Source organism: Streptomyces sp. MBT53 (assembly GCF_016654115.1).
GTDB lineage: Bacteria > Actinomycetota > Actinomycetes > Streptomycetales > Streptomycetaceae > Streptomyces.
Window position 1 is genome coordinate 13675 of sequence record NZ_JAEQAZ010000009.1, and the last position, 21913, is coordinate 35587.

General features: G+C 71.5%; 18 protein-coding genes. 8 read left to right on the top strand and 10 right to left on the bottom strand.

Annotation, left to right across the window (positions count from 1 at the left end; all coding sequences use genetic code 11):
• Position 1 precedes the first annotated feature (1 nt).
• The 5 genes from JHN45_RS05355 to JHN45_RS05375 form a co-directional block, all read right to left on the bottom strand.
• The gene (locus JHN45_RS05355) at positions 2–1072 is read right to left on the bottom strand and encodes an ABC transporter permease (protein ID WP_307783037.1); all 1071 of its coding nucleotides are present in this window, start codon (positions 1070–1072) and stop codon (positions 2–4) included.
• The gene (locus JHN45_RS05360) at positions 1069–1980 is read right to left on the bottom strand and encodes an ABC transporter permease (protein WP_307783038.1); all 912 of its coding nucleotides are present in this window, start codon (positions 1978–1980) and stop codon (positions 1069–1071) included. Before JHN45_RS05360 ends, JHN45_RS05355 begins: the two co-directional genes overlap by 4 nt.
• A complete protein-coding gene (locus tag JHN45_RS05365; protein WP_201048203.1) occupies positions 1973–3628 on the bottom strand; it encodes an ABC transporter substrate-binding protein in 1656 nt (551 codons plus the stop codon). Before JHN45_RS05365 ends, JHN45_RS05360 begins: the two co-directional genes overlap by 8 nt.
• A 152-nt stretch (positions 3629–3780) precedes the next feature.
• The gene (locus JHN45_RS05370; RefSeq protein WP_201048204.1) at positions 3781–4584 is read right to left on the bottom strand and encodes an N-acyl homoserine lactonase family protein; all 804 of its coding nucleotides are present in this window, start codon (positions 4582–4584) and stop codon (positions 3781–3783) included.
• Between the two features lie 160 nt (positions 4585–4744).
• The gene (locus tag JHN45_RS05375) at positions 4745–5293 is read right to left on the bottom strand and encodes an ABATE domain-containing protein (RefSeq protein ID WP_200712007.1); all 549 of its coding nucleotides are present in this window, start codon (positions 5291–5293) and stop codon (positions 4745–4747) included.
• A gap of 98 nt (positions 5294–5391) precedes the next feature.
• Here JHN45_RS05375 and JHN45_RS05380 point away from each other — a divergent pair, with 98 nt between their 5' ends.
• Both JHN45_RS05380 and JHN45_RS05385 read left to right on the top strand, forming a co-directional pair.
• The gene (locus JHN45_RS05380) at positions 5392–6609 is read left to right on the top strand and encodes an MFS transporter (protein ID WP_201048205.1); all 1218 of its coding nucleotides are present in this window, start codon (positions 5392–5394) and stop codon (positions 6607–6609) included.
• Between the two features lie 125 nt (positions 6610–6734).
• A complete protein-coding gene (locus JHN45_RS05385; RefSeq protein ID WP_201048206.1) occupies positions 6735–9125 on the top strand; it encodes an excinuclease ABC subunit UvrA in 2391 nt (796 codons plus the stop codon).
• 26 nt (positions 9126–9151) lie between these two features.
• Here JHN45_RS05385 and JHN45_RS05390 read toward each other — a convergent pair whose 3' ends face one another.
• The 4 genes from JHN45_RS05390 to JHN45_RS05405 all read right to left on the bottom strand — a co-directional run bounded on the left by JHN45_RS05390 (position 9152) and on the right by JHN45_RS05405 (position 15111).
• Complete coding sequence (locus JHN45_RS05390; protein ID WP_201048207.1) at positions 9152–11257, bottom strand: bifunctional serine/threonine-protein kinase/ABC transporter substrate-binding protein; 2106 nt, start codon at positions 11255–11257, stop codon at positions 9152–9154.
• 52 nt (positions 11258–11309) lie between these two features.
• Positions 11310–13487, bottom strand: a complete 2178-nt coding sequence (locus JHN45_RS05395) for a bifunctional serine/threonine-protein kinase/ABC transporter substrate-binding protein (protein WP_201048208.1) — start codon at positions 13485–13487, stop codon at positions 11310–11312.
• Positions 13484–14335 carry a hypothetical protein gene (locus JHN45_RS05400; protein ID WP_201048209.1) on the bottom strand — a complete coding sequence of 284 codons (852 nt, stop codon included), beginning with the start codon at positions 14333–14335 and terminating at the stop codon, positions 13484–13486. Before JHN45_RS05400 ends, JHN45_RS05395 begins: the two co-directional genes overlap by 4 nt.
• Positions 14336–14499: 164 nt before the next feature.
• Positions 14500–15111 (bottom strand): TetR/AcrR family transcriptional regulator, encoded by a 612-nt coding sequence (locus JHN45_RS05405; RefSeq protein ID WP_201048210.1) that lies wholly within the window; start codon positions 15109–15111, stop codon positions 14500–14502.
• Between the two features lie 108 nt (positions 15112–15219).
• On the opposite strand from JHN45_RS05405, the gene JHN45_RS05410 reads away from it, so the two are divergent.
• The 4 genes from JHN45_RS05410 (at position 15220) to JHN45_RS05425 (ending at position 19105) form a co-directional block, all read left to right on the top strand.
• A complete protein-coding gene (locus JHN45_RS05410; protein WP_236583382.1) occupies positions 15220–15795 on the top strand; it encodes an ester cyclase in 576 nt (191 codons plus the stop codon).
• 147 nt (positions 15796–15942) lie between these two features.
• A complete protein-coding gene (locus JHN45_RS05415) occupies positions 15943–16983 on the top strand; it encodes an alpha/beta fold hydrolase (protein WP_201048212.1) in 1041 nt (346 codons plus the stop codon).
• Positions 16984–17076: 93 nt separating this feature from the next.
• Positions 17077–17694 (top strand): VOC family protein, encoded by a 618-nt coding sequence (locus tag JHN45_RS05420; protein ID WP_201048213.1) that lies wholly within the window; start codon positions 17077–17079, stop codon positions 17692–17694.
• Positions 17695–17734: 40 nt separating this feature from the next.
• Positions 17735–19105 carry an NAD(P)/FAD-dependent oxidoreductase gene (locus tag JHN45_RS05425; protein ID WP_201048214.1) on the top strand — a complete coding sequence of 457 codons (1371 nt, stop codon included), beginning with the start codon at positions 17735–17737 and terminating at the stop codon, positions 19103–19105.
• A gap of 21 nt (positions 19106–19126) precedes the next feature.
• Here the strand turns inward: JHN45_RS05425 and JHN45_RS05430 are convergent, their stop codons facing one another.
• Positions 19127–19774, bottom strand: a complete 648-nt coding sequence (locus JHN45_RS05430; protein WP_201048215.1) for an SDR family oxidoreductase — start codon at positions 19772–19774, stop codon at positions 19127–19129.
• 148 nt (positions 19775–19922) lie between these two features.
• Here JHN45_RS05430 and JHN45_RS05435 point away from each other — a divergent pair, with 148 nt between their 5' ends.
• Positions 19923–20633, top strand: coding sequence for an SDR family NAD(P)-dependent oxidoreductase (locus tag JHN45_RS05435; protein ID WP_201048216.1), 711 nt, complete (start codon positions 19923–19925; stop codon positions 20631–20633).
• A 422-nt stretch (positions 20634–21055) separates the two neighbouring features.
• Positions 21056–21898 (top strand): MHYT domain-containing protein, encoded by an 843-nt coding sequence (locus JHN45_RS05440; protein WP_201048217.1) that lies wholly within the window; start codon positions 21056–21058, stop codon positions 21896–21898.
• Positions 21899–21913 lie beyond the last annotated feature (15 nt).

Below are 21913 nucleotides of genomic sequence, written 5' to 3' on the forward strand. Positions count from 1 at the left end.
GTCATCCTTTCCGTAGCCGCGGATCGAGGACCGTGTAGAGCACGTCCACCGCGTGGTTGACCAGGGTGAAGAGGAGGGCGATGGCGAGGGCGGCGCCCTGCACGACGGGGTAGTCGCGTTGCAGGACGCCCTGCACGAGCAGGCGGCCGACACCGGCGTACGAGAAGACCGTCTCGGTGATCACCGAACCGCCCAGCAGCGAACCGAATTGGAGCCCGAGGACGGTCACGATGGGGAGCCAGGAGTTGCGCAGCACGTGGTGGCGGATCACCACGCTCTCGCTGAGGCCCTTCATCCGGGCGGTCCGCACGAAGTCGTCGTCGAGGACTTCCAGTACCGAGGCGCGCACGATGCGGGTGATGAATCCGGCCATCGACAGCGCCAACGTGACGGCGGGCAGGATCAGATGCTGGATCCAGGGCCACACCAGCTCAGGGCGGTTCTGGAGGATCGCGTCCAGGAGAACGAAGTTGGTGGTCGGGTTGTAGTCGAGCGAGCTGGGCAGCCGGCCGAGGACCGGGAGCCAGCGCAGCCACACGCCGAACACGACGATGCCGAGCACACCGAGCGCGAACCACGGGAGCGAGAAGCTGACCGTGGCGACGGCCCGGGTCGAGTGGTCGATCCAACTCCCCTTGCGCAGCGCGGCGATGACCCCGGTGACGACACCGAGCAGCACCGCGATCGTCATCGCCGCCAGCGTCAGCTCGATCGTGGCGGGGAGCGCGTCGCCGAGCAGACCCAGGACGCTGTTGGAGCCGTAGAACGAGGTGCCGAGCCGTAGGTGCACCAAGTCGTTGAGGAAGGTGCCGTATTGGGCGACGAGGGGTCGGTCGAGGCCGAGGGCCTTGTTGACGCGCGCCTCGTTGGCGGCCAGTTGGTCGGCGGAGAGGTTGTTGCCGCCGGCCGCGAGCGAGGTCGCCGGTGAGCCGGGCAGCAGGCGCATCGCGAGGAACACCAGGCTGGCCAACGCGAACAGGACGACGGGGATGACCGCGAGGCGTCGTAGGACCAACAGGGTGGGTCCGGCTGCCCACTTGGGCCTGCGGAGGGGGAGCAGTGCGGTGGTCACGCGGGCCCCTTCACGTCGAGCGCGTCGCGCAGGTCGTCGCCCACGAAGTTGCACGCGACGACGAACAGCAGCGTGAACGTCGCGGGCAGGACGACCAGTCGGGGTGCCGTGTAGAGGAACTCCTGGCCCGCCTGGACCATGTAGCCCCAGTCGGGCTGAGGGGGTTGGATGCCGAGGCCGAGGTAGGACAGGCCGGCGGCGAAGCCCGCCGCGATCGACAGCGTCATCACGACCTGGGCCAGCATCGGTCCGGCGATGTTCGGGAGGAGCTCGCGGGCCAGGATGCGCGAGGTGCGGGTGCCGCCCAACTTGGCGGCGACGACGTAGTCATGGGCCGCCTCGCGCGCGGTGAGGGCGCGGGCGAGGCGGGCCAGACCGGGCGCCAGGGACACCCCGATGCCGAAGACCAGGCTGACCGTGCCCGGTCCCGCGGCCGCCACGAGGAGGATGACGAGCAGGATGGACGGAAACGCGAGGGCGAGGTCGACGATCCGCATCAGGACCTGCTCGACGACACCGCCGGCGTATCCGGCGACGAGTCCGATCCCGGTTCCAACTACAGCTGCCAGCGCGGTCGCCGCGAACGCCACCAGCAGCAACGGCCTTGCGCCGTGCACCAGTCGGGCCAGTTCGTCGCGGCCCAGGTCGTCCGTGCCGAACAGATGGCCGGACGAGCCCATGGGCAGCAGCGCCGAGGACGTCTGACGCAGCGGGTCCGCCTGGATCAGCAGCGGTCCTACGACGGCCACCAGAACCAGGACGATCAGCACCAGCCAGGACAGCACGGCCGGCCAGGACCGTGCCAGCCGGCGCCGACGCCATACGGCGAGGACGCTCCGCCCGGTGACGGGCGACGAAGGGGGCCGTACGGTCGCCACGGGTGGTGGAGCCGTCGTGGTGTCAGACACTGGCCTTCTCCATGTAACACCGGTGGTTGGCGAGTGCCGCGGTGTTCATGTGCTTCACGTGCGAGCCGCTGACCACCAGGTTGGCGAAGCAGGCCAGCATCGAGAGGACCATGTAGTCCTCGGCCCAACGGCGTTGGATCTTCGTGTAGGCGGCCGTGCGCTGGGCGCCGAGGGGCAGGTTCTTGGCCGTGTCCAGCTCCGCCTGGAGCGAGGCGGCGTCCTTGAGCGTGTCCATGCCGGTGATGGTCGCGCCGTAGAGGCCGGTAGGGCTGGCCATGGCGCCGACCATGTCGTTGGCGTCCGGGACGTAGGTGTTGCGCTCCCAGATCATCAGGTCGTGGTAGTCGTCCTTGCCGTCGAGGAGCCGGGTGAAGTACGTGGCCGGGTCGACGGAGGTCGTGACCACCTTGAAGCCGACGTCGGTGAGGTTCTGGGCGACGATCTGCGCGGCCTTCGGGTGCCAGGAGTCGCTGGCCGCCATGAGCCGGATCCGCCGGCCACCGGCACCGGCCTCGGCGACGAGCTGCTTCGCCTTCGCCGTGTCCTGCGTGCTGAGGTCGGCGAGGCTGGTGTCGTAGCCGCTCTGCGCGGGCGGGATGGCATAGCCGCCGGGCAGCGCGCCGACGCCGTAGAAGGCCTGGTCGAGAATGGACTTGCGGTCTATCGCGAGGTTGATGGCCTGGCGGACCTTGAGCTCGGGGACCCGGCGGGCGTCGATCATCAGGATCGCGTTGGCGTTGTACGGCGTCTTGTAGACCGTCACCGAGTCGTCCTTGCGCAGCTGCGCGGCGGCCGAGTACGGGGTGAACTGGGTGGCCGAGATGTCGCCGCTGAGCAGCGAACTGACGATCGTCGAGGGGTCCTGGACCTGGCGGAGGACCAGGCGGTCGACGGGCGGTCTGCCGAGGCGGAAGTCGTCGAAGGCGGTGAGGGTGATGGACTGGCCGGAGGTGGCCGCGGAGAAGGCGAACGGGCCGGTGCCGACGAGGTGTTTGCCGATGTCCGCGCCGTATTTCTTCAGTGCGGCCTTGGAGATGATCCGGCCGCCGATGTCGGACAACTGGCCGAGGGTCGTGCGGTCCGGCTTCTTCAGGACCATCTTCACGGTCAGGTCGTCCGGAGCGGTCAGCGAGGCGACGTTCGCGCCGAGGTCGGACAGCGGACGGGTGGCGCCCTTGGGCAGTGTCGGGTCCTTCTCGTCGAACTGCCGCCCCAGGCTTGCCAGTACGTCCGCCGAGGTCAGCGTGGTGCCGTCGTGGAACTTGACGCCCTCGCGCAGCGCGAAGGTGTACGTGAGCTGGTCGTCGGAGATCGTCCAGCTCTTGGCCAGGTCGGGCGTGGGCTCGTTGGTCTCGAAGGAGATGAAGGTCAGGCCCCGGCAGATGCAGTCGACGGCCATCCAGTCGCCCAACGAGGTGTAGAACGACGGGTCGTTGACCGCGCTCGTCGCGTCGATGGCGAGGGTCAGCGTGCCGCCCTTGCTGCTCCGCTTCGCGTCGTCGGCCGCCGCGCCGCAGGCACTGAGCAGGGCGGGGAGCCCGAAGCCGACGCCCACTCCGAGGAGTCCCGCGCCCCGGAGCATGGTGCGGCGCGACGCCGTCGACGGGGTGGAGCCGGGTGAGGACGATCCAGCTGACTGGTCCGGCATGTGGGCCTCCTTGGGCACCGATCCTCGGATAATGGATCTCAAAGTGTCAAGATTGGATCCAATAACATGTTCACGGGCCACAAAGTCCCTCTCGTGTCCCGGGTGTAAAAGGCGTGTGAACCGGGCTGTGGGCGTGATCCGGCCAGTACCGGCTACGCGCCCGGCGCGCCCCGGCGGCGGATCAACTCCGGCCAGACCACGGGGTCATGACCAGGGACGAGTTCGTAGCCGCGTTCGGCGGCGATGCGCTTGAGCCGGCGGATGGGCACCACCGTGCTCTCCGGGTCGACACCGATCGAGGCGCCGATCGGACGCTCGTGCTCGATGTTCTCGGTGAGATCGGCCGCGTCGAAGGCGAACACGAAACCGCCGCCGTCCGCGAGGTCGACCACGAAACTCTGGTGCCCGGGGGTGTGCCCGGCGGTCAGTACGGCGGTCACGCCGGGGGCGATCTCCACGTCCCCCTCGGCCTGTCGCCAGTCGATGCGCGGGTCGTCGAAGTCGACGCGGAAGATCGAGTGGCGCTCGACCTCCGGCTGCCCGGACAGGCCGTAGGCCAGCTCCTCGCGCTGGACGTGCACCGGCACCCGGCCCGCGAAGTGCTTGAGTCCGCCCGCGTGGTCGGCGTGCAGATGACTGACGGCCACCGCGTGGATCGCGTCCATCGCGATACCGGCCGCGTCGAGGGCCTCCTCCAGGGGTTCGCCCGGACCCGGCAGGATCGGCCGGTAGTTGGGGGAGCCGTAGAAGCGGCGGCGCAGGGCCGGGTCCCGGATCAGAGCCGTGTTGAAGCCCGTGTCGAGCAGCAGCCAGCCGCCGTCGCACTCCAGGAGGACCGCCGGGACGGGTTCACGCAGGCGTTCCTCGTAGGGGGCGCCGTGCACGGAGACGGACTTGGGGAGTTCCTCCCAGCCCAGCAGCAGGGGCACGATCCTTCGTACGCCGTGGCGTGTCATGAGGTGCGGGGGTGGAGCGGGAGGTGCATGGGCGATCCGTTCCGGGAGGGCCAGGAGCTATGTTCGGGGGATCGGGTGCTGGGGTGGGGATCCACACTTTAAGTATGTGGATCCCAAAGGCGGTTGCGGAGAGGTGAACAAGTTCTCTCCACCGCGCCGGTCAGGCCGTCCTGCCGCGCAGGGTCTCCTTCTTGGCGCGGTTTCCACAGGTGCCCATGGAGCACCAACGGCGGTTCCCGGGGCGCGAGATGTCGAGGAACATTGCGCCGCAGGTCGGGCCCGCGCAGTCGCGGACGCGGGTGAGCGACGGGGAGGTCGCGAGGTCCAGGGCGTCGCGGGCGACGAGGGCGAGAGTGGCCCGGACGGGATCCTCGGCCTGCCAGTCGAGCCGCCCTGTCCGGTTCAGGCGCGGCACCGGGACGGGGTGCGCGGCGGCCTCGTTGACCAGGGTGACCGAGTGGGCGTCGGGCATCCGGCCGGCCCGGGCGGCGGTGATCAGCGTGTGGACGGCCTCGCGCAGATCGCGGGCCCCGGCCGCATCGGCGGCTCCTCCCGTCCCGCAGGGGCCGCACTGCCGTACCCACGCCGACAGCGCCTCGGCGTCGGGGAGTTCCTCCACCACGTCGGGCGAGCCACGGTGGCGCAGGGTGCGGATGAAGTCCAGGCAGAGACGCCCGGCGCCCTGGCGGAAGCGCGGAGTCGATGACACCCGCTCACCCTACTCCAGGAACCGGTTTAAGTGGTGCCAGTTGAGCGGCACGCCTGCTACCGTCACCCGAACCAGTCAAACCGGTTCTCGCGTGAGGTGTGTCCGTGCCCCGCTGGGTGATCCTCGTCCTGTCCCTCGCCTGCGGTGTGGGCGTCTCGACCATCTACTTCCCGCAGGCGATCAGCTCGCTCATCGCCGCCGACCTGGGCGTCTCGGCCGCGTCCGCCGCCCTCGTCGTCACGGCGGCCCAATTCGGTTACGCCGCCGGGATCTTCCTCCTCGTCCCCCTCGGCGACCGGCTCCCGCACCGTCCCCTGATCGTCACCCTGCTGGTGCTCACCGCCGCCGGACTGCTCGCCGCGAGCGCCGCGCCCTCGCTCCCGCTGCTCATCGCCGCGAGCGCGGTCACCGGGGTGACGACCGTCGTGCCCCAGATCATCATCCCGATGGCCGCCGGACTCGTCCCCGCGGAACGCCGCGGAGCCGTCACCGGCACCCTCCTCAGCGGCCTGATCGGCGGCATCCTCCTGGCCCGCACCTTCAGCGGCACCCTCGGCGAACGGTTCGGCTGGCGGGCGCCGTACCTCGTGGCCGCGGTCGTCGTCCTGGTGCTGGCCGCGGTCCTCTCCCGGGTCGTCCCGCCGACGACACCGTCCACGCAGCACGGCTACCCGGCCCTGATATCCGCCCCGCTGCGACTGCTGCGCACCGAACCGGACCTCCGCCGCTCCTGCCTCTACCAGGCCATGGTCTTCGGCGGCTTCAGCGCCGCCTGGACCACGCTCACCCTGCTCGTCACCGGACCGACGTACGGCATGGGTGCCCAGGCGGTGGGCATCCTCGGGCTGGTCGGCGCGGCCAGCATGTTCAGCACCCCGCTCGCCGGGCGGCTGGCCGACCGCCGAGGCCCCGACAGGGTCAGCCTCCTCGCCATGCTCGGCACGATCGCCGCGGCGGCGCTCCTCGTGCCGGCCGCCGGGGGCGGCAGGGCCGGACTGCTGGCCCTGGCCGCGGGCATGCTGCTGCTCGACGTCGCCGTCCAGTCCGGCCAGGTCGCCAACCAGGCCCGCATCTTCGCGCTACGGCCCGAGGCCCGGGCCCGTATCAACACCGCGTACATGACCTGCGCGTTCCTCGGCGGCAGCGCGGGTTCCTGGCTGGGGGTGCGGACCTACGACCGGTTCGGCTGGCGGGGTGTGACGGGGCTGGTCGCCGCGCTGGCCGTGGTCGCGCTGGGCCGGCACCTGCACCACGTACGTCGTGCGCGACCGGACCGGTCAGGATTCGAGAAGCGCGAGGCCACGCCTTCCCCCTAGCGTGACTGCCAGGCGCGTCGCCGTGTACCGGAAGCGGACGTACCGCTCGAAGCCTGGTTGGATCGAGCCAGGCGATGACCGCCGATCGACTCTCGGCGGCCTGGCGCAAACGGAGGGAACGCACGATGAGCAAGGCCACGAAGACGGATGCGCAGTCGCCGGGGCTGCACGCTGCCGACAGCCACGACCTGATCCGCGTGCACGGGGCGCGCGAGAACAATCTCAAGGACGTCAGCATCGAGATCCCCAAGCGTCGGCTGACGGTGTTCACCGGGGTCTCCGGCTCGGGCAAGAGCTCACTCGTGTTCGACACGATCGCCGCGGAGTCGCAGCGGCTGATCAACGAGACGTACAGCGCCTTCGTGCAGGGCTTCATGCCGACGCTGGCCCGCCCCGAGGTCGATGTCCTCGACGGGCTCACCACCGCGATCATCGTCGACCAGCAGCGGCTGGGCGCCGACCCCCGCTCCACCGTCGGCACCGCCACCGACGCCAACGCGATGCTGCGCATCCTCTTCAGCCGGCTCGGCAAGCCGTACCTCGGCTCGCCCAAGGCGTTCTCCTTCAACGTCGCCTCGATCAGCGGCGCGGGCGCGGTCACCATGGAACGCGGCGGACAGAAGGTGAAGGAGCGCCGCAGCTTCAGCATCACCGGCGGCATGTGCCCGCGCTGCGAGGGCCGCGGCTCGGTCACCGACCTCGACCTCACCCAGCTCTACGACGACTCCAAGTCCCTCGCGGAGGGCGCGATCACGGTGCCCGGCTACACGGGCGGTGGCTGGAACTCGCGCCTCTACATCGAGTCCGGCTTTTTCGACCCCGACAAGCCCGTCAGCAAGTTCACGAAGAAGGAACTCCAGGACTTCCTGCACCGCGAGCCGACCCGGATGAAGATCGCGGGCATCAACATGACCTACGAAGGTCTGATCCCGCGCATCCAGAAGTCGATGCTCGCCAAGGACCGGGAGGGTATGCAGCCGCACATCCGCGAGTTCGTGGACCGGGCCGTCACCTTCACCACCTGCCCCGACTGCGAGGGCACCCGACTCAACGAGGGCGCCCGCTCGTCGAAGATCAAGGGCATCAGCATCGCGGACGCCTGCGCGATGCAGATCAGCGACCTGGCCGAGTGGGTGCGCGGCCTCGACGAGCCGTCGGTCGCGCCGCTGCTCACCGCGTTGCGGCAGGCCCTCGACTCGTTCGTGGAGATCGGCCTCGGCTATCTCTCCCTGAACCGGCCGGCCGGCACGCTGTCGGGCGGCGAGGCGCAGCGCGTGAAGATGATCCGCCACCTCGGCTCCTCCCTCACCGACGTGACGTACGTCTTCGACGAGCCGACCATCGGACTGCACCCGCACGACATCCAGCGCATGAACGACCTGCTGCTGCGCCTGCGCGACAAGGGCAACACCGTGCTCGTCGTCGAGCACAAGCCGGAGACCATCGCGATCGCGGACCACGTCGTCGACCTCGGCCCGGGCGCCGGTTCGGCGGGCGGCACCGTCTGCTTCGAGGGCACCGTCGAGGGGCTGCGCACCGGCGGCACCATCACCGGCCGGCACTTCGACGACCGGGCCAAGCTGAAGGAGTCGACGCGCAAGCCCACCGGCACCCTGGAGATCCGGGGCGCCGCGACCAACAACCTCCAGGACGTCGACGTCGACATCCCGCTGGGCGTCCTCGCCGTCATCACCGGTGTCGCGGGCTCCGGCAAGAGCTCGCTGGTGCACGGGTCGATCCCGGCCGGCGAGAACGTCGTGTCGGTCGACCAGGGCGCCATCCGCGGCTCACGCCGCAGCAACCCGGCGACGTACACCGGACTTCTGGAGCCGATCCGCAAGGCCTTCGCCAAGGCCAACGGCGTGAAGCCGGCCCTGTTCAGCGCCAACTCCGAAGGCGCGTGCCCCACTTGCAACGGCGCCGGCGTCATCTACACCGACCTGGCGATGATGGCGGGCGTGGCCACCACCTGCGAGGAGTGCGACGGGAAGCGGTTCGACGCGTCGGTCCTTGAGTACCACTTCGGCGGGCGCGACATCAGCGAGGTGCTCGCGATGTCGGTGACCGAGGCCGAGGAGTTCTTCGGCGCGGGCGAGGCTGCAACTCCGGCCGCGCACAAGATCCTTACCCGCCTCGCCGACGTGGGCCTCGGCTACCTCAGCCTCGGCCAGCCCCTCACCACCCTCTCCGGCGGCGAACGCCAGCGTCTCAAGCTGGCCACCCACATGTCCGACAAGGGCGGTGTCTACGTCCTGGACGAGCCCACCGCCGGCCTCCACCTCGCCGATGTCGAGCAACTCCTCGGCCTGCTGGACCGGTTGGTCGGCTCCGGCAAGTCCGTCATCGTCGTGGAACACCACCAGGCGGTCATGGCCCACGCCGACTGGATCATCGACCTCGGCCCGGGGGCCGGACACGACGGCGGCAAGATCGTCTTCGAGGGGACACCGGCCGACCTGGTCGACGCCCGCTCGACGCTCACGGGGGAGCACCTGGCGGCGTACGTGGGCGCCTGAGCGGGACGAAGAACAGGCGGCGCGGCTCACGTCTTCCTGCCGATGTCGTGGGCGCGCGCCACGAAGCGGGCGGTTCCCCCGGTCACCCGGAACAGGAACCCTCCGCCGTCGTCGCCCGCCTTGAAGTCCTGCGTGGACGCGTCGAAGCTCATGAGGCGGGTGATGCCCTGCCAGGGGCGGCGCAGCAGTTCCGAGCGCAGGGCGGTGCGGCCGTCGTCGCCGACGGAGGCGAGGCCGTGGGCGGCGAACCGGACGGCGTCGTACGCCTCGGCCGCCCAGGGGCCGGGCGCGTGTCCGTGCCGGGCGCGGAACGCGGCGGCGAACGCCTTGGTACGGGGGTCGGCGTTCGCGTCGGTGTAGCTCGTGCCGATCCGCCAGTCCTCGCCGACGGCCAGGAAGGGGGCGTCGAGGACGCGTTCGCCCGCGACCCGGACGCCCCGGTGGCCCGCGTCCCGCAGTGCGCGGGCGCAGGCGGCGGCGCGGTCGGGGCGCACCCCGCCGAAGAAGACGGCGTCGTGGGGGCGGGCGGCGATGCGGCGGGCGGCCCCGGTGAAGTCCTCGTCCGCGGCGACCTGTTCCACCGGTGTCTCGCCGTCGAGCGTGCCGACGGTGGTGATACGGACCGTGGCCAGACTCTCCACCTCGGTGGCCAGGTCGTGCACGATCACCGTGCGGGCGGGTTTGACGGCCCGGTTCAGATAGACGAGGGCCGCGAACGGGCCGACGGTCCGGGTGGCGCGCAGGACGAGCGCGCTGGTGACGTTGACGGTGTCGAGGTCGTCGGTGTCGGCGCGGGTGACCAGCAGGGTCAGCCGGGCCGTCGTGCAGGGGGCCAGGGCCGCGGGCAGGGTCGTGTTCGGGCCCGCGGCGATCACCACGGACACGTCCGGGTCGGCGGCCAGCCGGGTGGCCGCGGCGGCGGAGCCCTTCGCGGTGCCGGCGTCGTCCGCGGTGCGCAGGACGAGGTCCAGGGTGCGCCGGGCGTCCTGGTTGTGCTGCTCGACGGCGAGGAGGGCGCCGCGCTCGTGGTCGGTGAAGAAGGGGTCGTCCGGGCTGCCGAGCAGGGCGACCACATGGCGGGAGCGCCGTACGGAACCGCTGTTCGCCGACGCGGTGCCCCGGCCCCACCGCCACCACGCGCCCGCCCCGGCCGCCGCGGTGACACCGAGCGCGGCCCCCGCGACGAGCAGGCGCCGCCGGGCGGGCGAGGGCGGCGCGTCCACGGGGGTGGGCCCGGCGAGCACGGTCGGGTCGGGAACGGGCAGGTCCAGGACGCGGGCGGCACGGGCGGCGACCAGGGCCGGCAGCCCCTCGGGCAGCCACTCGTCCACGGTGAACTCGCCGAAGACGTCACGGAGTTCACGGGTGCCGGGGCGGCGCTCCGGTTCCTTCGCCAGACATCGTCGTACGGTCCGGGCGAGGCTTTCCGGGACGCCGTCCAGGTCCGGCTCCTCCCCGACGGTCCGGTACAGCACGACCGCCGCGCCGCCGGTGCCGAAGGGCGGGCGGCCGGTGGCCGTACGGGCGAGGACGCAGCCGAGCGAGAAGACGTCGCTGGGCGGACCGACGGTGTGTCCGCGGGCCTGCTCGGGCGAGAGGTAGCCCGGGGAGCCGACGACGGAGCCGTCCGTGGTGAGCGCGGTCGCGCCGACGGCCCGCGCGATCCCGAAGTCGATCATGCGTGGCCCGTCCGCGGCCAGCAGCACGTTCGCGGGCTTCACGTCCCGGTGGACCAGCCCGGCCGCGTGCACCCCGTCCAGTGCCTCGGCCAGCACGGCGCCGAGCCCGCGCAACTGCGCCTCGGGCCACGGGCCGCGCAGCGCGACGGCCTCGGCGAGGGACGGGCCGGGCACATAGGCGGTGGCCAGCCACGGGGAGCGGGCGTCGGCGTCGGCCGCGACGACCGGCACGGTCCACCGGCTCGTGAGGCGCGACGCCAACTCGGCCTCGCGGCGGAAACGGGCGCGGAAGCCGGGGTCGTCGGCGTACTCCTCGCGGATCACCTTCAGCGCGCACCACGCGCCGTGCGGCGAGCGCGCCAGATAGACGACGCCCATGCCGCCCGCGCCGAGCCGCCCGGCGAGCCGGTGCCCGCCGATCAGGGACGGATCGGTGGGCAGGAGCCGTTCCACGTCCGCCGCCTCCGTTTCCCCGTCGTTCCCGTCCGCCGACCCCGGACTTCCGTCAGCTCTGGCTCTCCGCCGCGCGATGCAGGTCGCCGAGCGATCCCAGCTGCCGGAACCGCCCGCCTCGCACCTCGTGGACGAAGGTCTCGTCCGCCCAGCCCGTCGAGCTGTTGTCGTACTGGTGGAAGTCGCCGAAGGCGTACGTCCGCGCGATGCCCTGGTACTTCACCTTCGCCAGCCGCACGGCGAGATCGGCCCGCACCGGCCGCCGCCGCGCCCCGGCCGGAACCGTGCGGGCGAACTCGGCGAGCAGCATCCCCACACTGTCGTACGCCTCGGTCGCGTACGGCTCCGGAGTACTGCCGTAGCGCTTGCGCCAGGCCGCGGTGAAGTCCTTGGCCCGCTTCGTCGTCAGCACGGCGGGGTCCACGGCGTCCGTCACCACGAACCAGCCGTCGCCCGCCGCGCCCGCGAGACGCGGGAAGTCCGAGCCGTAAAGCTGGTGCTGCATCCAGCGCGGGCCGGTGAAGCGGGCCGTGGCCAGATCCTGGGCCGTGCGGACGGTGGCGTCCAGGGCGCCCAGGTACACGAAGGCTCTGACACCGGCCGCGAGCACGTCACGCACCGTCTTCGGGCCGTCGTCCGTGTCCTCCGCGACGACGCGGGGCACGACCTCGCTCTTGAGGATCGTGCGCCAGTTGTCGACCACCTGAGTGCCCTCGTCCTGCATGGCCGGGCCCCCGGCCCGGTCGATCACGACGCCGGCCCGCACCACCTGTCGGGCTATGTAGGCGTGCAGTCCGATCCAGGTGCCGAGCGCGGCGTGGGCGGGGCCGCTCTGGAACGAGGTCTTGGGCGACGTCAGGAAGTAGTCCTGCGTGCCCGTGGTGCTGGAGACATGGGTCAGTCCCGCCGCGCCGTAGACGGTCGCGGCCCGCTGCATGGGGAGTTCGGCGACCGGTCCCAGTACGGCGACGACGTCGCGGTCGGCGGTGAACGTCCGGGCCACCGCCCGCGCGGTGTCCGCGTCGCCCTTGTCGGCGAGGACCTTCACCTTCAGGTCGTAGGAGCGCTTCGGTGCGGCGTTGTGCTGGGCGACGGCGAGGCGGGCGGCGCGTTCGGAGGCCCGGCTGACGGCGGCCTCGGCCGGACCGGCGGTCGTGTGCACGCCGAGGACGTACACGGGACGCGCGGGACTCGCGGCCGGTTTCTCGTCGTCCCCCGACGCCCACACCGCCGCTCCGGTCCCGCCGCCCGCGAGCAGCAGCGCACCACCGGCCAGCAGCAGGCGGCGCCTGCCCGGATGCCGGGCGGGGCCGGCCGGATCGTCGAGGACCGTGGGCTCGACGTCCGGGAAGGCGAGGCTCTCGGCGGACCGTGCCGCGACCATCCGGGCGACGGGGTCGGGGAGCCAGCCGCCGGAGTCGTCCGCAGCGTCGTCGGAGAGCAGGCCCCGAATGTCGTCGGCCGTGGGCCGCGCGGCCGGGTCCTTGGCCAGACAGCGCTCCACCAAGGGCCGCAACTCGCCCTCCACACCGGCGAGTTCGGGCTCATCGTGGACCGTGCGGTACATCAGGGCGTCCGGCGTCCCGGTGCCGAAGGGCGGAACACCGGTCGAGGCGTACGCCAGCACGCAGCCCAGCGCGAACACGTCGCTGGCAGCGGTGGCGGGCTGCCCCTCGGCCTGCTCCGGGGCGAGGAAACCGGGGGTACCGACCACGAGCCCGGACGCGGTCAGCGCCGTGTCGTCGGCGGCGCGCGCGATCCCGAAGTCGATCAGGCGCGGTCCGTCCAGGGCGAGCAGGACGTTGCCCGGTTTGACGTCCCGGTGCACGAGCCCGGCCGTGTGCACGGCGTCCAGCGCCCCGGCCAGCAGCCCGCCCAGGACACGGACCGCCCGCGACGGCAGCGGGCCGTGCGCGGCGACCGCCTCGGCGATGGAAGGGCCGGGGACGAAAGCGGTGGCCAGCCACGGCTCGCGTGTCTCGGCGTCCGCGTCCAGGACGGGGACCACCCAGGGGCTGTCGACCCGCCGCGCCAGATCCACCTCCCGCGCGAACCGGGCCCGGAAGTCCTCGTCACCGGCGCCCTCGCCCCGGATCACCTTGACCGCGGCGAGCGCTCCGGCGTCGGTGCGCCCGAGGTAGACGACGCCCATGCCGCCCGCGCCGAGCCGCCGCAGCAGCCGGAAGCCCGCGATGCGGGACGGGTCGGAGGACCGCAGCGGTTCGCTCACTGTCCCGCCCCCTTCGTCCCGGTGGGTCCGGGGGAGGCGCTCGCGTCGCCCGCCCTGCCCCGGCTGTCGATGCTCGCCGCGACGAAGGTCATTCCCTTGCCCATGTCGGTGGTGACGGTGGAGTCCTCGGTCTCGGTCCGGCCCGCGCCGTGCCGCGCGGTCGCGGCCACGGTGACCGGCCCCATCCGGAACTTGTACCAGTCGAAGGGATGCGCCTTGCCGCCGCCGGCGACCCAGGTGCCGGTCTCCGTCAGGTCGTCGTCGGAGATCACGGTCCGCCCGTCGGCGAAGGCGTCGGCCCGCGAGAACAGGCCGAGCACCCGGTCCGTGGCGTTCAGTTGCTGCCCGGGGCAGCGCAGTGCCTCCTCCAGCGACCCGGCCATGTCGCGCCGCGCCGACACGACGTCCTGGTGCACGGTGACGGTCAACGACACGTACACCGGCCCCTTGCCGCCCTTCGCGGGCAGCTCGTACGCCCGGGTGAGGCTGGCCAGTACGGTGCCGGGCAGCGTCTCGCGCCGCCACAGGCAGTCCGCGCCGAGTACGGCCCACTCGGCCGGATCGCTCTCGAAGGGATCGCGTTCGCGGTACCCGGTGCCGAAGTAGTCGGGGCGCACGGTGAGTTCACGAACGAACTTCACCGCCTCGGCCCGCGTCCTCGGCGCCCGGCCCTCGGCGAGCGTGTAGGGCTCGTTCACGGGCGATGCCGAGTCCGAGACCGAAGGCGACGCGTCGGCACTCTTCTTCGGCGTCCCCTCCGCCTTGGGCTCGTCGCCCGACCCGCCGCTGCACCCCGCCAGCAGCAGTACACCCGCCGCCGTACCTAAGAGTGGTCTCCACCCGGCCATGCATCACTCCCCACCCCTATGCCCGCACCCTTGGCACGAGTGTGGCGCATGTCAACGCTCTCGGTCTCCAACTACCCTTGCAAACATGAGTAGTTAGGGGTTCTGACGACGGCGTGGGGCGTTCCGGTTGCAGCCGGTGCGTGCGCGGTCTCCGGCCACCGGTGTCAGCGAAGTGCGGCCACCGCCGTGCCGTACAGGACCTCTTCGGCGCGGTCCCACGACCAGCCGTTCTCGACCACGAGCGTGCGCCAGCCGGTGGGGCCGAACCAGTACCAGAGAAGGTCGCCGGTCTCCTTCGCCGAGTGCGACGGCGGGGGAGTGAGGCTGTGCAGATGGCGGGCGGCGGTACGGAGGGCGTCCCGGTACGCGGCCGTCGCGCGCTCCCACAGCTCCTCGCCGTTCTCGTGGACGGGCAGCGCCTTGCGGATCGCCTCGTGCACGGCGAACTGTCCCTCGTTGCCCAGACGCGTGCCGTGGGCCAGGGCCTTGAGGACCGCCTCCGGGCTCCGCAGTTCGAGCAGTTCCTGCATGGCCTGGTCGTAGCCGGAGGCCAGCACGCCCCGGTCGACGATGTGATCGAGGATGTCGCCCTTGCTGCCGACGCTCGCGAAGACCGTCTTCGAGGCGACACCGGCCGCCGAGGCGATGTCGGCGACGGTGACCCGGCCGTAGCCGCGCTCGGCGAACAGCTCCGTGGCGTGTCCGAGGATCAGCTCGCGCGTCCGCGCGGCGGCCTGTTCGCGCAGCGGGGAGACGTAACGGCGCTTGGGAGGCATGGCGCGATCCTACGGTGAAGAATTCAATAGGCGTCCTGTAACCTCAATTGCTGTCGGACGGCAGCACCCCTCGAAACGCACCCCCGCGAAAGGGATCACGCAATGGGCATGGACGCCACGGAACTGGCCCACGGGCTCTTCCGCATCCTCGAAACCGGCGACCCGGCACTGGCCGCCGAGGTCGTCCACGAGGACTTCCGCAACCGCGAGGCAGCCGTGTCGCCCGCGGCCTGCGCGCTCCCCGGGCCCGCGGGCGTGCTCGCCTCCAGCGCCTGGATGCGCTCCGCCTTCACCGACCTGGCCTTCCCCGTCCTCGGGATCGCCCACAACGACGAGCAGGTCTGGCTACGGCTGCGCATGCGGGGCCGCCACACAGGACCCTTCGTCCGCTTCCGTGACGGCGCCCTCGACCAGGCGATACCGCCGACCGGGCGGGACATCGACTTCGAGCAGATCCATGTGCTCGACCTCCGTGACGGCAAGGTGGTCGGACACGAGGCGGTGCGCGACGACGTGACCATGCTCGGCCAGCTCGGCGTCTTCCCGCCGCACCCCGGCACGGCCCTGAGCATGCTCACCTGGCGGATGACGGGCCGAGCCGCGCGCGCCGCCGCCGACGTGACGAAGAAGGCGGCGGAGGCGGCCGGGGCCGTGCGGGAGGGCCAGGGACGACAGAGTGGCTGAATCGTTCGCCCTCACGCATGAACTGCCGCCCGGGCGAGAGGCCGTACCTCCCACATATGAGGAAACTGGTCGTGGCGCCCCGGGCGACCGGCGGCGGACCATGATCGGACAGCACTCTCCGGCATCCCCACAGGCAGGACGGTTCACATGATCGACAGGCGAGCCCTCGGCAGGACCATCGGAGCCGGGACCGCGGCCGCGTCCCTGGCGGGATGGCTCAGCTCGTCACCCGCGTCCGCCGCTCCCGCCGGACCGGAGGCGTCAACTCCCGCGCGGACGACGGCCCTTACGTCCTTCGAGTCGCTGAAGCAGATCAGGGCGGGCGAGTTGACCATCGGCTACGCCGAAGTCGGCCCGGCCAAGGGCCCGGTGGTCGTCCTGCTGCACGGATGGCCGTACGACATCCACAGCTACGTCGACGTCGCGCCACTGCTGGCCGCCGAGGGCTACCGGGTGATCGTGCCCTACCTGCGCGGCTACGGCACCACCACGTTCCGGTCGTCGAAGACCTTCCGCAACGGCCAGCAGGCCGTGGTCGCCCTCGACATCATCGCCCTGCTGGACGCCCTGCGGATCGAGAAGGCGCTGCTCGGCGGCTTCGACTGGGGAGCGCGGACCGCCGACATCATCGCCGCCCTGTGGCCCCAGCGGTGCAAGGCCCTGGTCTCGGTGACCGGCTACCTCATCACCAACCGGGAGAAGAACAAGCAACCGCTGCCTCCCGCCGCCGAGTTGGCGTGGTGGTACCAGTACTACTTCGCCACCGAGCGCGGTGAGCTGGGCCTGGCCCAGTACGGGCACGACTTCGCCAAGCTGATCTGGCGCAACGTCTCCCCGACCTGGCACTTCGACGACGCCACCTTCGACCGCACCGCGAAGGCCTTCGAGAACCCGGACTACGTGAGCATCGTGATCCACAACTACCGCTGGCGGCTCGGCCTCGTCGCGGGGGACCCCCGCTACGACGGCATCGAGGCGAAGCTCGCCGCGGGCCCGCCCATCGCCGTCCCCACGATCACTCTCGACGGCGAGCTGGACCCCTTCACCCCGGCGGGCGACGGAAGTGCCTACCGCGCGAAGTTCACCGGCCCCTACGACCACCGTGCCCTCGACGGCATCGGGCACAACGTGCCGCAGGAGGCGCCGGAGGCGTTCGCCCGCGCGGTTCTGGACGCCGATCGTCTCTGATACGAGCGCCGGGCGGACTCCCCGGCGCGGATCGGGGCCGTAGCGGCGATTCTGGAGGGGTCGGCAGTTCGTCCGAGAACGGAGGCGCAGCTCATGGACATGAAGCTCGAAGTCGTCGTGGTACCGGTCGGGGACGTGGACCGGGCCAAGAACTTCTACACGGCCCTCGGCTGGCGGCTCGACGCCGACGTCGCCACCGGCGAGGACTTCCGCGTCGTACAGGTGACACCGCCGGGCTCGCCCGCCTCCGTCATCTTCGGCACCTCGGTCACGGCCCAGGCACCGGGCTCCGCCCAGGGCCTGCACCTGATCGTGGACGACATCGACGCCGCCCACGACGAACTCAAGCGGGTCGGCGCCGACCCCAGCGACGTCTTCCACGACGAGGGAGGCGTCTTCCACCACGCCGGGACCGACGCCCGGGTGCCAGGACCGGACCCGAAGCGCAGCAGCTACGGCTCGTTCGTGTCGTTCAGCGACCCGGACGGCAACGGCTGGGTCCTCCAGGAGATCACCACCCGGCTCCCGGGCCGGCTGGACCCCGCGGCCACGACGTTCGCCTCGGCCGAGGACCTGGCGGGCGCACTGCGCCGCGCCGCCGCGGCACACGGCGAGCACGAGGCACGCACCGGCACGGAGGACCCGGACTGGCCCGACTGGTACGCGCGGTACATGGTGGGTGAGCAGGCCGGTACCGACCTGCCGACCTGACACCCGATCGAGGGCGGCCCCGGGCGAGGAGGACGAACGGATGAGCCACGACCACGATCATGCCTACGACTACGACGTCATCGTGATCGGCGGGGGATCGCCCGGTGAGCACTGCGCCGGCGCCCTCGCCGACGGCGGACTCCGGGTCGCCCTGGTGGAGCGCGAACTGGTCGGCGGGGAGTGCTCGTACTGGGCCTGCATCCCGTCGAAGACCCTGCTGCGCCCCGGCGAGGCGGTGCACGGCGCGCGGGAGGCCGCGGCGAGTGCCCAGGTCGATGTCCAACAGGCCCTGGCCTGGCGGGACTTCATGGTGTCGGACTATTCGGATGCCGGGCAGGAACGCTGGCTGGCCGACACCGGCATCGACCTGCTGCGCGGCACAGGGCGCCTTGCCGGACCGGGTGTCGTGGAGGTGGCCGGAGCCCGCCACACCGCCGAGCACGTCGTCGTCGCCACTGGGGCGGCACCGATCATGCCGCCGGTTCCGGGCCTGGCCGACCTGACGGGCGTGTGGACCAACCGCGAGGTGACGGGCATGAAGGCGGTCCCGCGCCGGCTGATCGTGCTCGGCGCGGGCCCCGTCGGCGTCGAGATGGCCCAGGCCGTACGCAGGCTCGGCGGCGAGGTGGTCCTCACGGCCCACGGCCCGTACGTCCTGCCCCGCGAGCCCCGGCCGCTGGGCGAGGCGCTCGGCGAGGTGCTGCGCCGCGACGGGGTCGAGCTGGTGCTCGGACCGCGGACGGTCGCCGCCCGGCGCGAGGGCGAGGACTACGTCCTGACACTCGACGACGGACGGGAACTGCGCGGCGATCACCTCCTCGTGGCCACCGGACGCCGCCCGCGCGTCGACGACATCGGCCTGGACACGGTCGGCGTGAAGGCCGACGAGCACGGCATTCCCGTCGACGCGCGGCTGCGTGCCGCCGAGGGGCTGTGGGTCGTCGGCGACGCCACCGGGCTCTGGATGCTCACCCACGTCGGCAAGTACCAGGGCGAGATCGTCGCGGCCAACATCCTCGGCGAACCCCGCGAGGCCGACTACACGGCCGTGCCCCGCGTGGTCTACACCGACCCGCAGGCGGCTTCGGTCGGCGCGGACGAGGCACCGTTCAGCGCCACCGTCCCGATCTCCGGGGTGGCCAAGACGGCGGCCTACACCCGCGCCTACGCCGACGCCAACGGGTTCCTCACCCTGCTCAGCGACGGCCGGGTGATCACCGGCGCCCACGCCCTCGGCCCGGAGGCGGGGGAGTGGCTGCAACAGGCCACCCTTGCCGTCCGCGCCCGCGTCCCGCTCGACGTGCTGAGGGACACGATCCAGCCGTTCCCCACCTTCTCGGAGATCTACGTCGCCGCCCTCAAGGACCTGCACGATCAGATCCGGGCCGCGGACGCGAAGGCGACGGCATGACGCGCCAGCGTTCCGCATGGCTCAGGGGATCAGCTGCTGGCCGCCGTCGATGTCGTAAGTCGCCCCGGTGAGTGCCGTGTTGGTCATCAGGTGCAGGGCGAGCGCGGCCACGTCCGACGGCCCCACGACCCGGCGGATCGGCAGCGTGGCGCGCAACTCCTCGCGGCGACGCTCCAGTTCGTCGCCGAGCAGGCGGGCCGACAGCGGGGTGTCGACGAACCCGGCGGCGATCGCGTTGACCCGGACGGGGGCGATCTCGACGGCCGCGTTGGCGGTGATGGAGGGCAGGGCCGCCGCCGCGACGGCCGCGATGCTCAGACCCACGCCCGGGCGGCGGGCGTACGTGCCGGTGATGTACGTCAGTGAGCCGCCGGGACGGACACGCGACGCGCACTCCTTCGCGATGCGCAGCGATCCCAGCAGGTGCTCGTCGAGCACGCCCCGCGCCAGGTCGAAGTCCATGTCGACGAGCGGCGAGTAGATCGGTCCGCCCCCGGCGACGAGGACGTGGTCGACCGGAGCCGCCAGCTCCGCGAAGAACCGGTGCACTCCCTCGGCATCCCCCAGGTCGAGCCTCGCGGCCGTCGCACCGAGTTCGTCGCGGGCCGCGTCGAGCCGCCCTCGGTCCCGGCCGGTGACGACGACGGTACTTGCCGAGAGTTCGTTCACTGCTGCCTCCGTCGCCGGACCCCGAGCGCGGTCGCCTTCAAGGGCGGTCGTCCCCCAAGGGTCCCGCTGCCGGTTCCGTACGGCACGTCCGCGCCGAGAGGGACCAGGAATTTCCGCACGTCACCACCAGGAAGGCCGGAGGGCCACCATGAACACTCCCGCCAGGAAGGTCGCCGTCATCACCGGCGCCTCGCAGGGCATCGGCGCGGGACTCGTCGAGGCGTACCGGAAGCTCGGCCATCGCGTCGTCGCGACCTCGCGCGGCATCCCGCCCTCGGCGGACCCGGACGTCCTCACGGTCCAGGGCGACATCACCGATCCAGCCACGGCCGAGCGTGTCACCACCGCCGCGATCGAACGGTTCGGCCGGATCGACACCCTCGTCAACAACGCGGGCCTCTACCTCGCCAAGCCGTTCACCGACTACTCCGAGGAGGAGTACGAGAAGGTCGTCGGCGTCAACCTGACCGGCTTCTTCCACATCACCCAGCTCGCCGTCCGGCAGATGCTTCGTCAGGGCACCGGACACATCGTCCAGATCAGCACCAGCCTCGCCGACCACGCCAACTCCGCGATCCCCTCGGTGCTGGCCTCGCTGACCAAGGGCGGGCTGCAGTCCGCCACCAAGGCGCTGGCCATCGAGTACGCCTCCCGCGGCATCCGCAGCAACGCCGTCGCGCTGGGCGTCATCCGAACTCCCATGCAGCCGGAGGCATCCGCGAGTCTCGCCGCACTGCACCCGCTCGGACGGATGGGAGAGGTCGCCGATGTCGTCGACGCGATCGTCTTCCTGGAGAACGCGTCCTTCGTCACAGGAGAGGTGCTCCACGTCGACGGCGGCCAGAGTGCCGGACGGTGAACTCGCCACGTTGGTGGGCTTTATGGGCAGTAGTGGCGATGTATCGATTCGGCTAACACCTATCCAGGTTGTGCAGGAAATGTGTGAACGCCGTGATTGAATCATGCACAACTCGGCCTGGTGGCTTGAACTCGACCGTTCGGTTCCCCGTGTCCTGTCTCCGTTCGCAGGATGTCCGCGCGCTCGTGCACGTCCGCCCGGCCGAGCCGGTACGAACGTGCGGCAGGGGCGGGAGTGGTCGATCCGCGCGCGCCCCTGCCGTGGCGCACCCTGTGTCCCCGCGCGTCTCCCGACCGGAGGCTCGCGCCCGGCGCGGCCCGGCGGTCTCCGTGGCCCGTCGGACGGGAGCGTGCGCACGTCACCGTGCCGGCCCACCGCTCCTGCGGCGTGGCCTGCCGTCACGTACGTGAAGGGAACCCTCGATGACCGCCACCGTCTCCGACTTCTACTACGGCGCAGTGACACCTGTCGCCGCCTACCTGATGGCGTGCCTGGGCGCGGCCCTCGGGCTGCGCTGCACCACCCGCTCGCTGCGCCGCCCGCAGCACAGAGCCCGGTGGCTGGCCCTGGGCGCCGTGTCCATCGGCTGCGGTATATGGACCATGCACTTCATCGCGATGATCGGCTTCAGCGTCCAGAGCGCGCTGGTCAACTACGACACGACGAAGACGCTCCTGAGCCTCCTCGTGGCGATCGTGGTGGTCGCCATAGGCGTGTTCCTCGTCGGCTACCGGGGTGGCTCACCGCTGAACCTCGCTGTCGCGGGTGTGGTCACCGGGCTCGGTGTGGCGGCGATGCACTACCTCGGGATGGCTGCCATCCAGACGAACGGCACCCTTCACTACAGCCCCGTGACCGTGGTGCTGTCCGTAGTGATCGCCGTGGGGGCGGCCACTGCGGCACTGTGGGCAGCGGTCTCCATCCACGCGCTGTGGGCGAGCCTCGGCGCGAGCCTGGTCATGGGTGTGGCCGTGACCGGCATGCACTACACCGGGATGGCCGCTGTCTCCGTGCACCTCACCCACCAGGCCGAATCCGCGCAGTCCTCGGCCGACCTGGTCGCGTTCCTCCTGGTCATGCTCGCCGGCCCGCTCGTCGTCCTGCTGATCGCCGCCGTGATCGTCATGTTCGACCCCGACATGATGCTCGGCGACGACGAGGCGGCGATGCAGGCACCCGCGCCCGCGCCGCTGTTCGGCGGTGACTCCGTGTTCCCCGCGCCGCAGCAGGCTCAGCAGTCGCAGCAGACGCGCACCTCCTGGTGACCTGACCTCGGCACC

What these genes read in the sequence shown, in the direction of transcription:
- JHN45_RS05420 (WP_201048213.1), top strand. Translation starts at nt 17,077, where the DNA reads ATGGACATGAAGCTCGAAGTCGTCGTGGTACCGGTCGGGGACGTGGAC.
- JHN45_RS05440 (WP_201048217.1), top strand. Translation starts at nt 21,056, where the DNA reads ATGACCGCCACCGTCTCCGACTTCTACTACGGCGCAGTGACACCTGTC.
- JHN45_RS05370 (WP_201048204.1), bottom strand. Translation starts at nt 4,584, where the DNA reads ATGACACGCCACGGCGTACGAAGGATCGTGCCCCTGCTGCTGGGCTGG.
- JHN45_RS05425 (WP_201048214.1), top strand. Translation starts at nt 17,735, where the DNA reads ATGAGCCACGACCACGATCATGCCTACGACTACGACGTCATCGTGATC.
- JHN45_RS05405 (WP_201048210.1), bottom strand. Translation starts at nt 15,111, where the DNA reads ATGCCTCCCAAGCGCCGTTACGTCTCCCCGCTGCGCGAACAGGCCGCC.
- JHN45_RS05415 (WP_201048212.1), top strand. Translation starts at nt 15,943, where the DNA reads ATGATCGACAGGCGAGCCCTCGGCAGGACCATCGGAGCCGGGACCGCG.
- JHN45_RS05385 (WP_201048206.1), top strand. Translation starts at nt 6,735, where the DNA reads ATGAGCAAGGCCACGAAGACGGATGCGCAGTCGCCGGGGCTGCACGCT.
- JHN45_RS05400 (WP_201048209.1), bottom strand. Translation starts at nt 14,335, where the DNA reads ATGGCCGGGTGGAGACCACTCTTAGGTACGGCGGCGGGTGTACTGCTG.
- JHN45_RS05410 (WP_236583382.1), top strand. Translation starts at nt 15,220, where the DNA reads ATGGACGCCACGGAACTGGCCCACGGGCTCTTCCGCATCCTCGAAACC.
- JHN45_RS05435 (WP_201048216.1), top strand. Translation starts at nt 19,923, where the DNA reads ATGAACACTCCCGCCAGGAAGGTCGCCGTCATCACCGGCGCCTCGCAG.
- JHN45_RS05365 (WP_201048203.1), bottom strand. Translation starts at nt 3,628, where the DNA reads ATGCCGGACCAGTCAGCTGGATCGTCCTCACCCGGCTCCACCCCGTCG.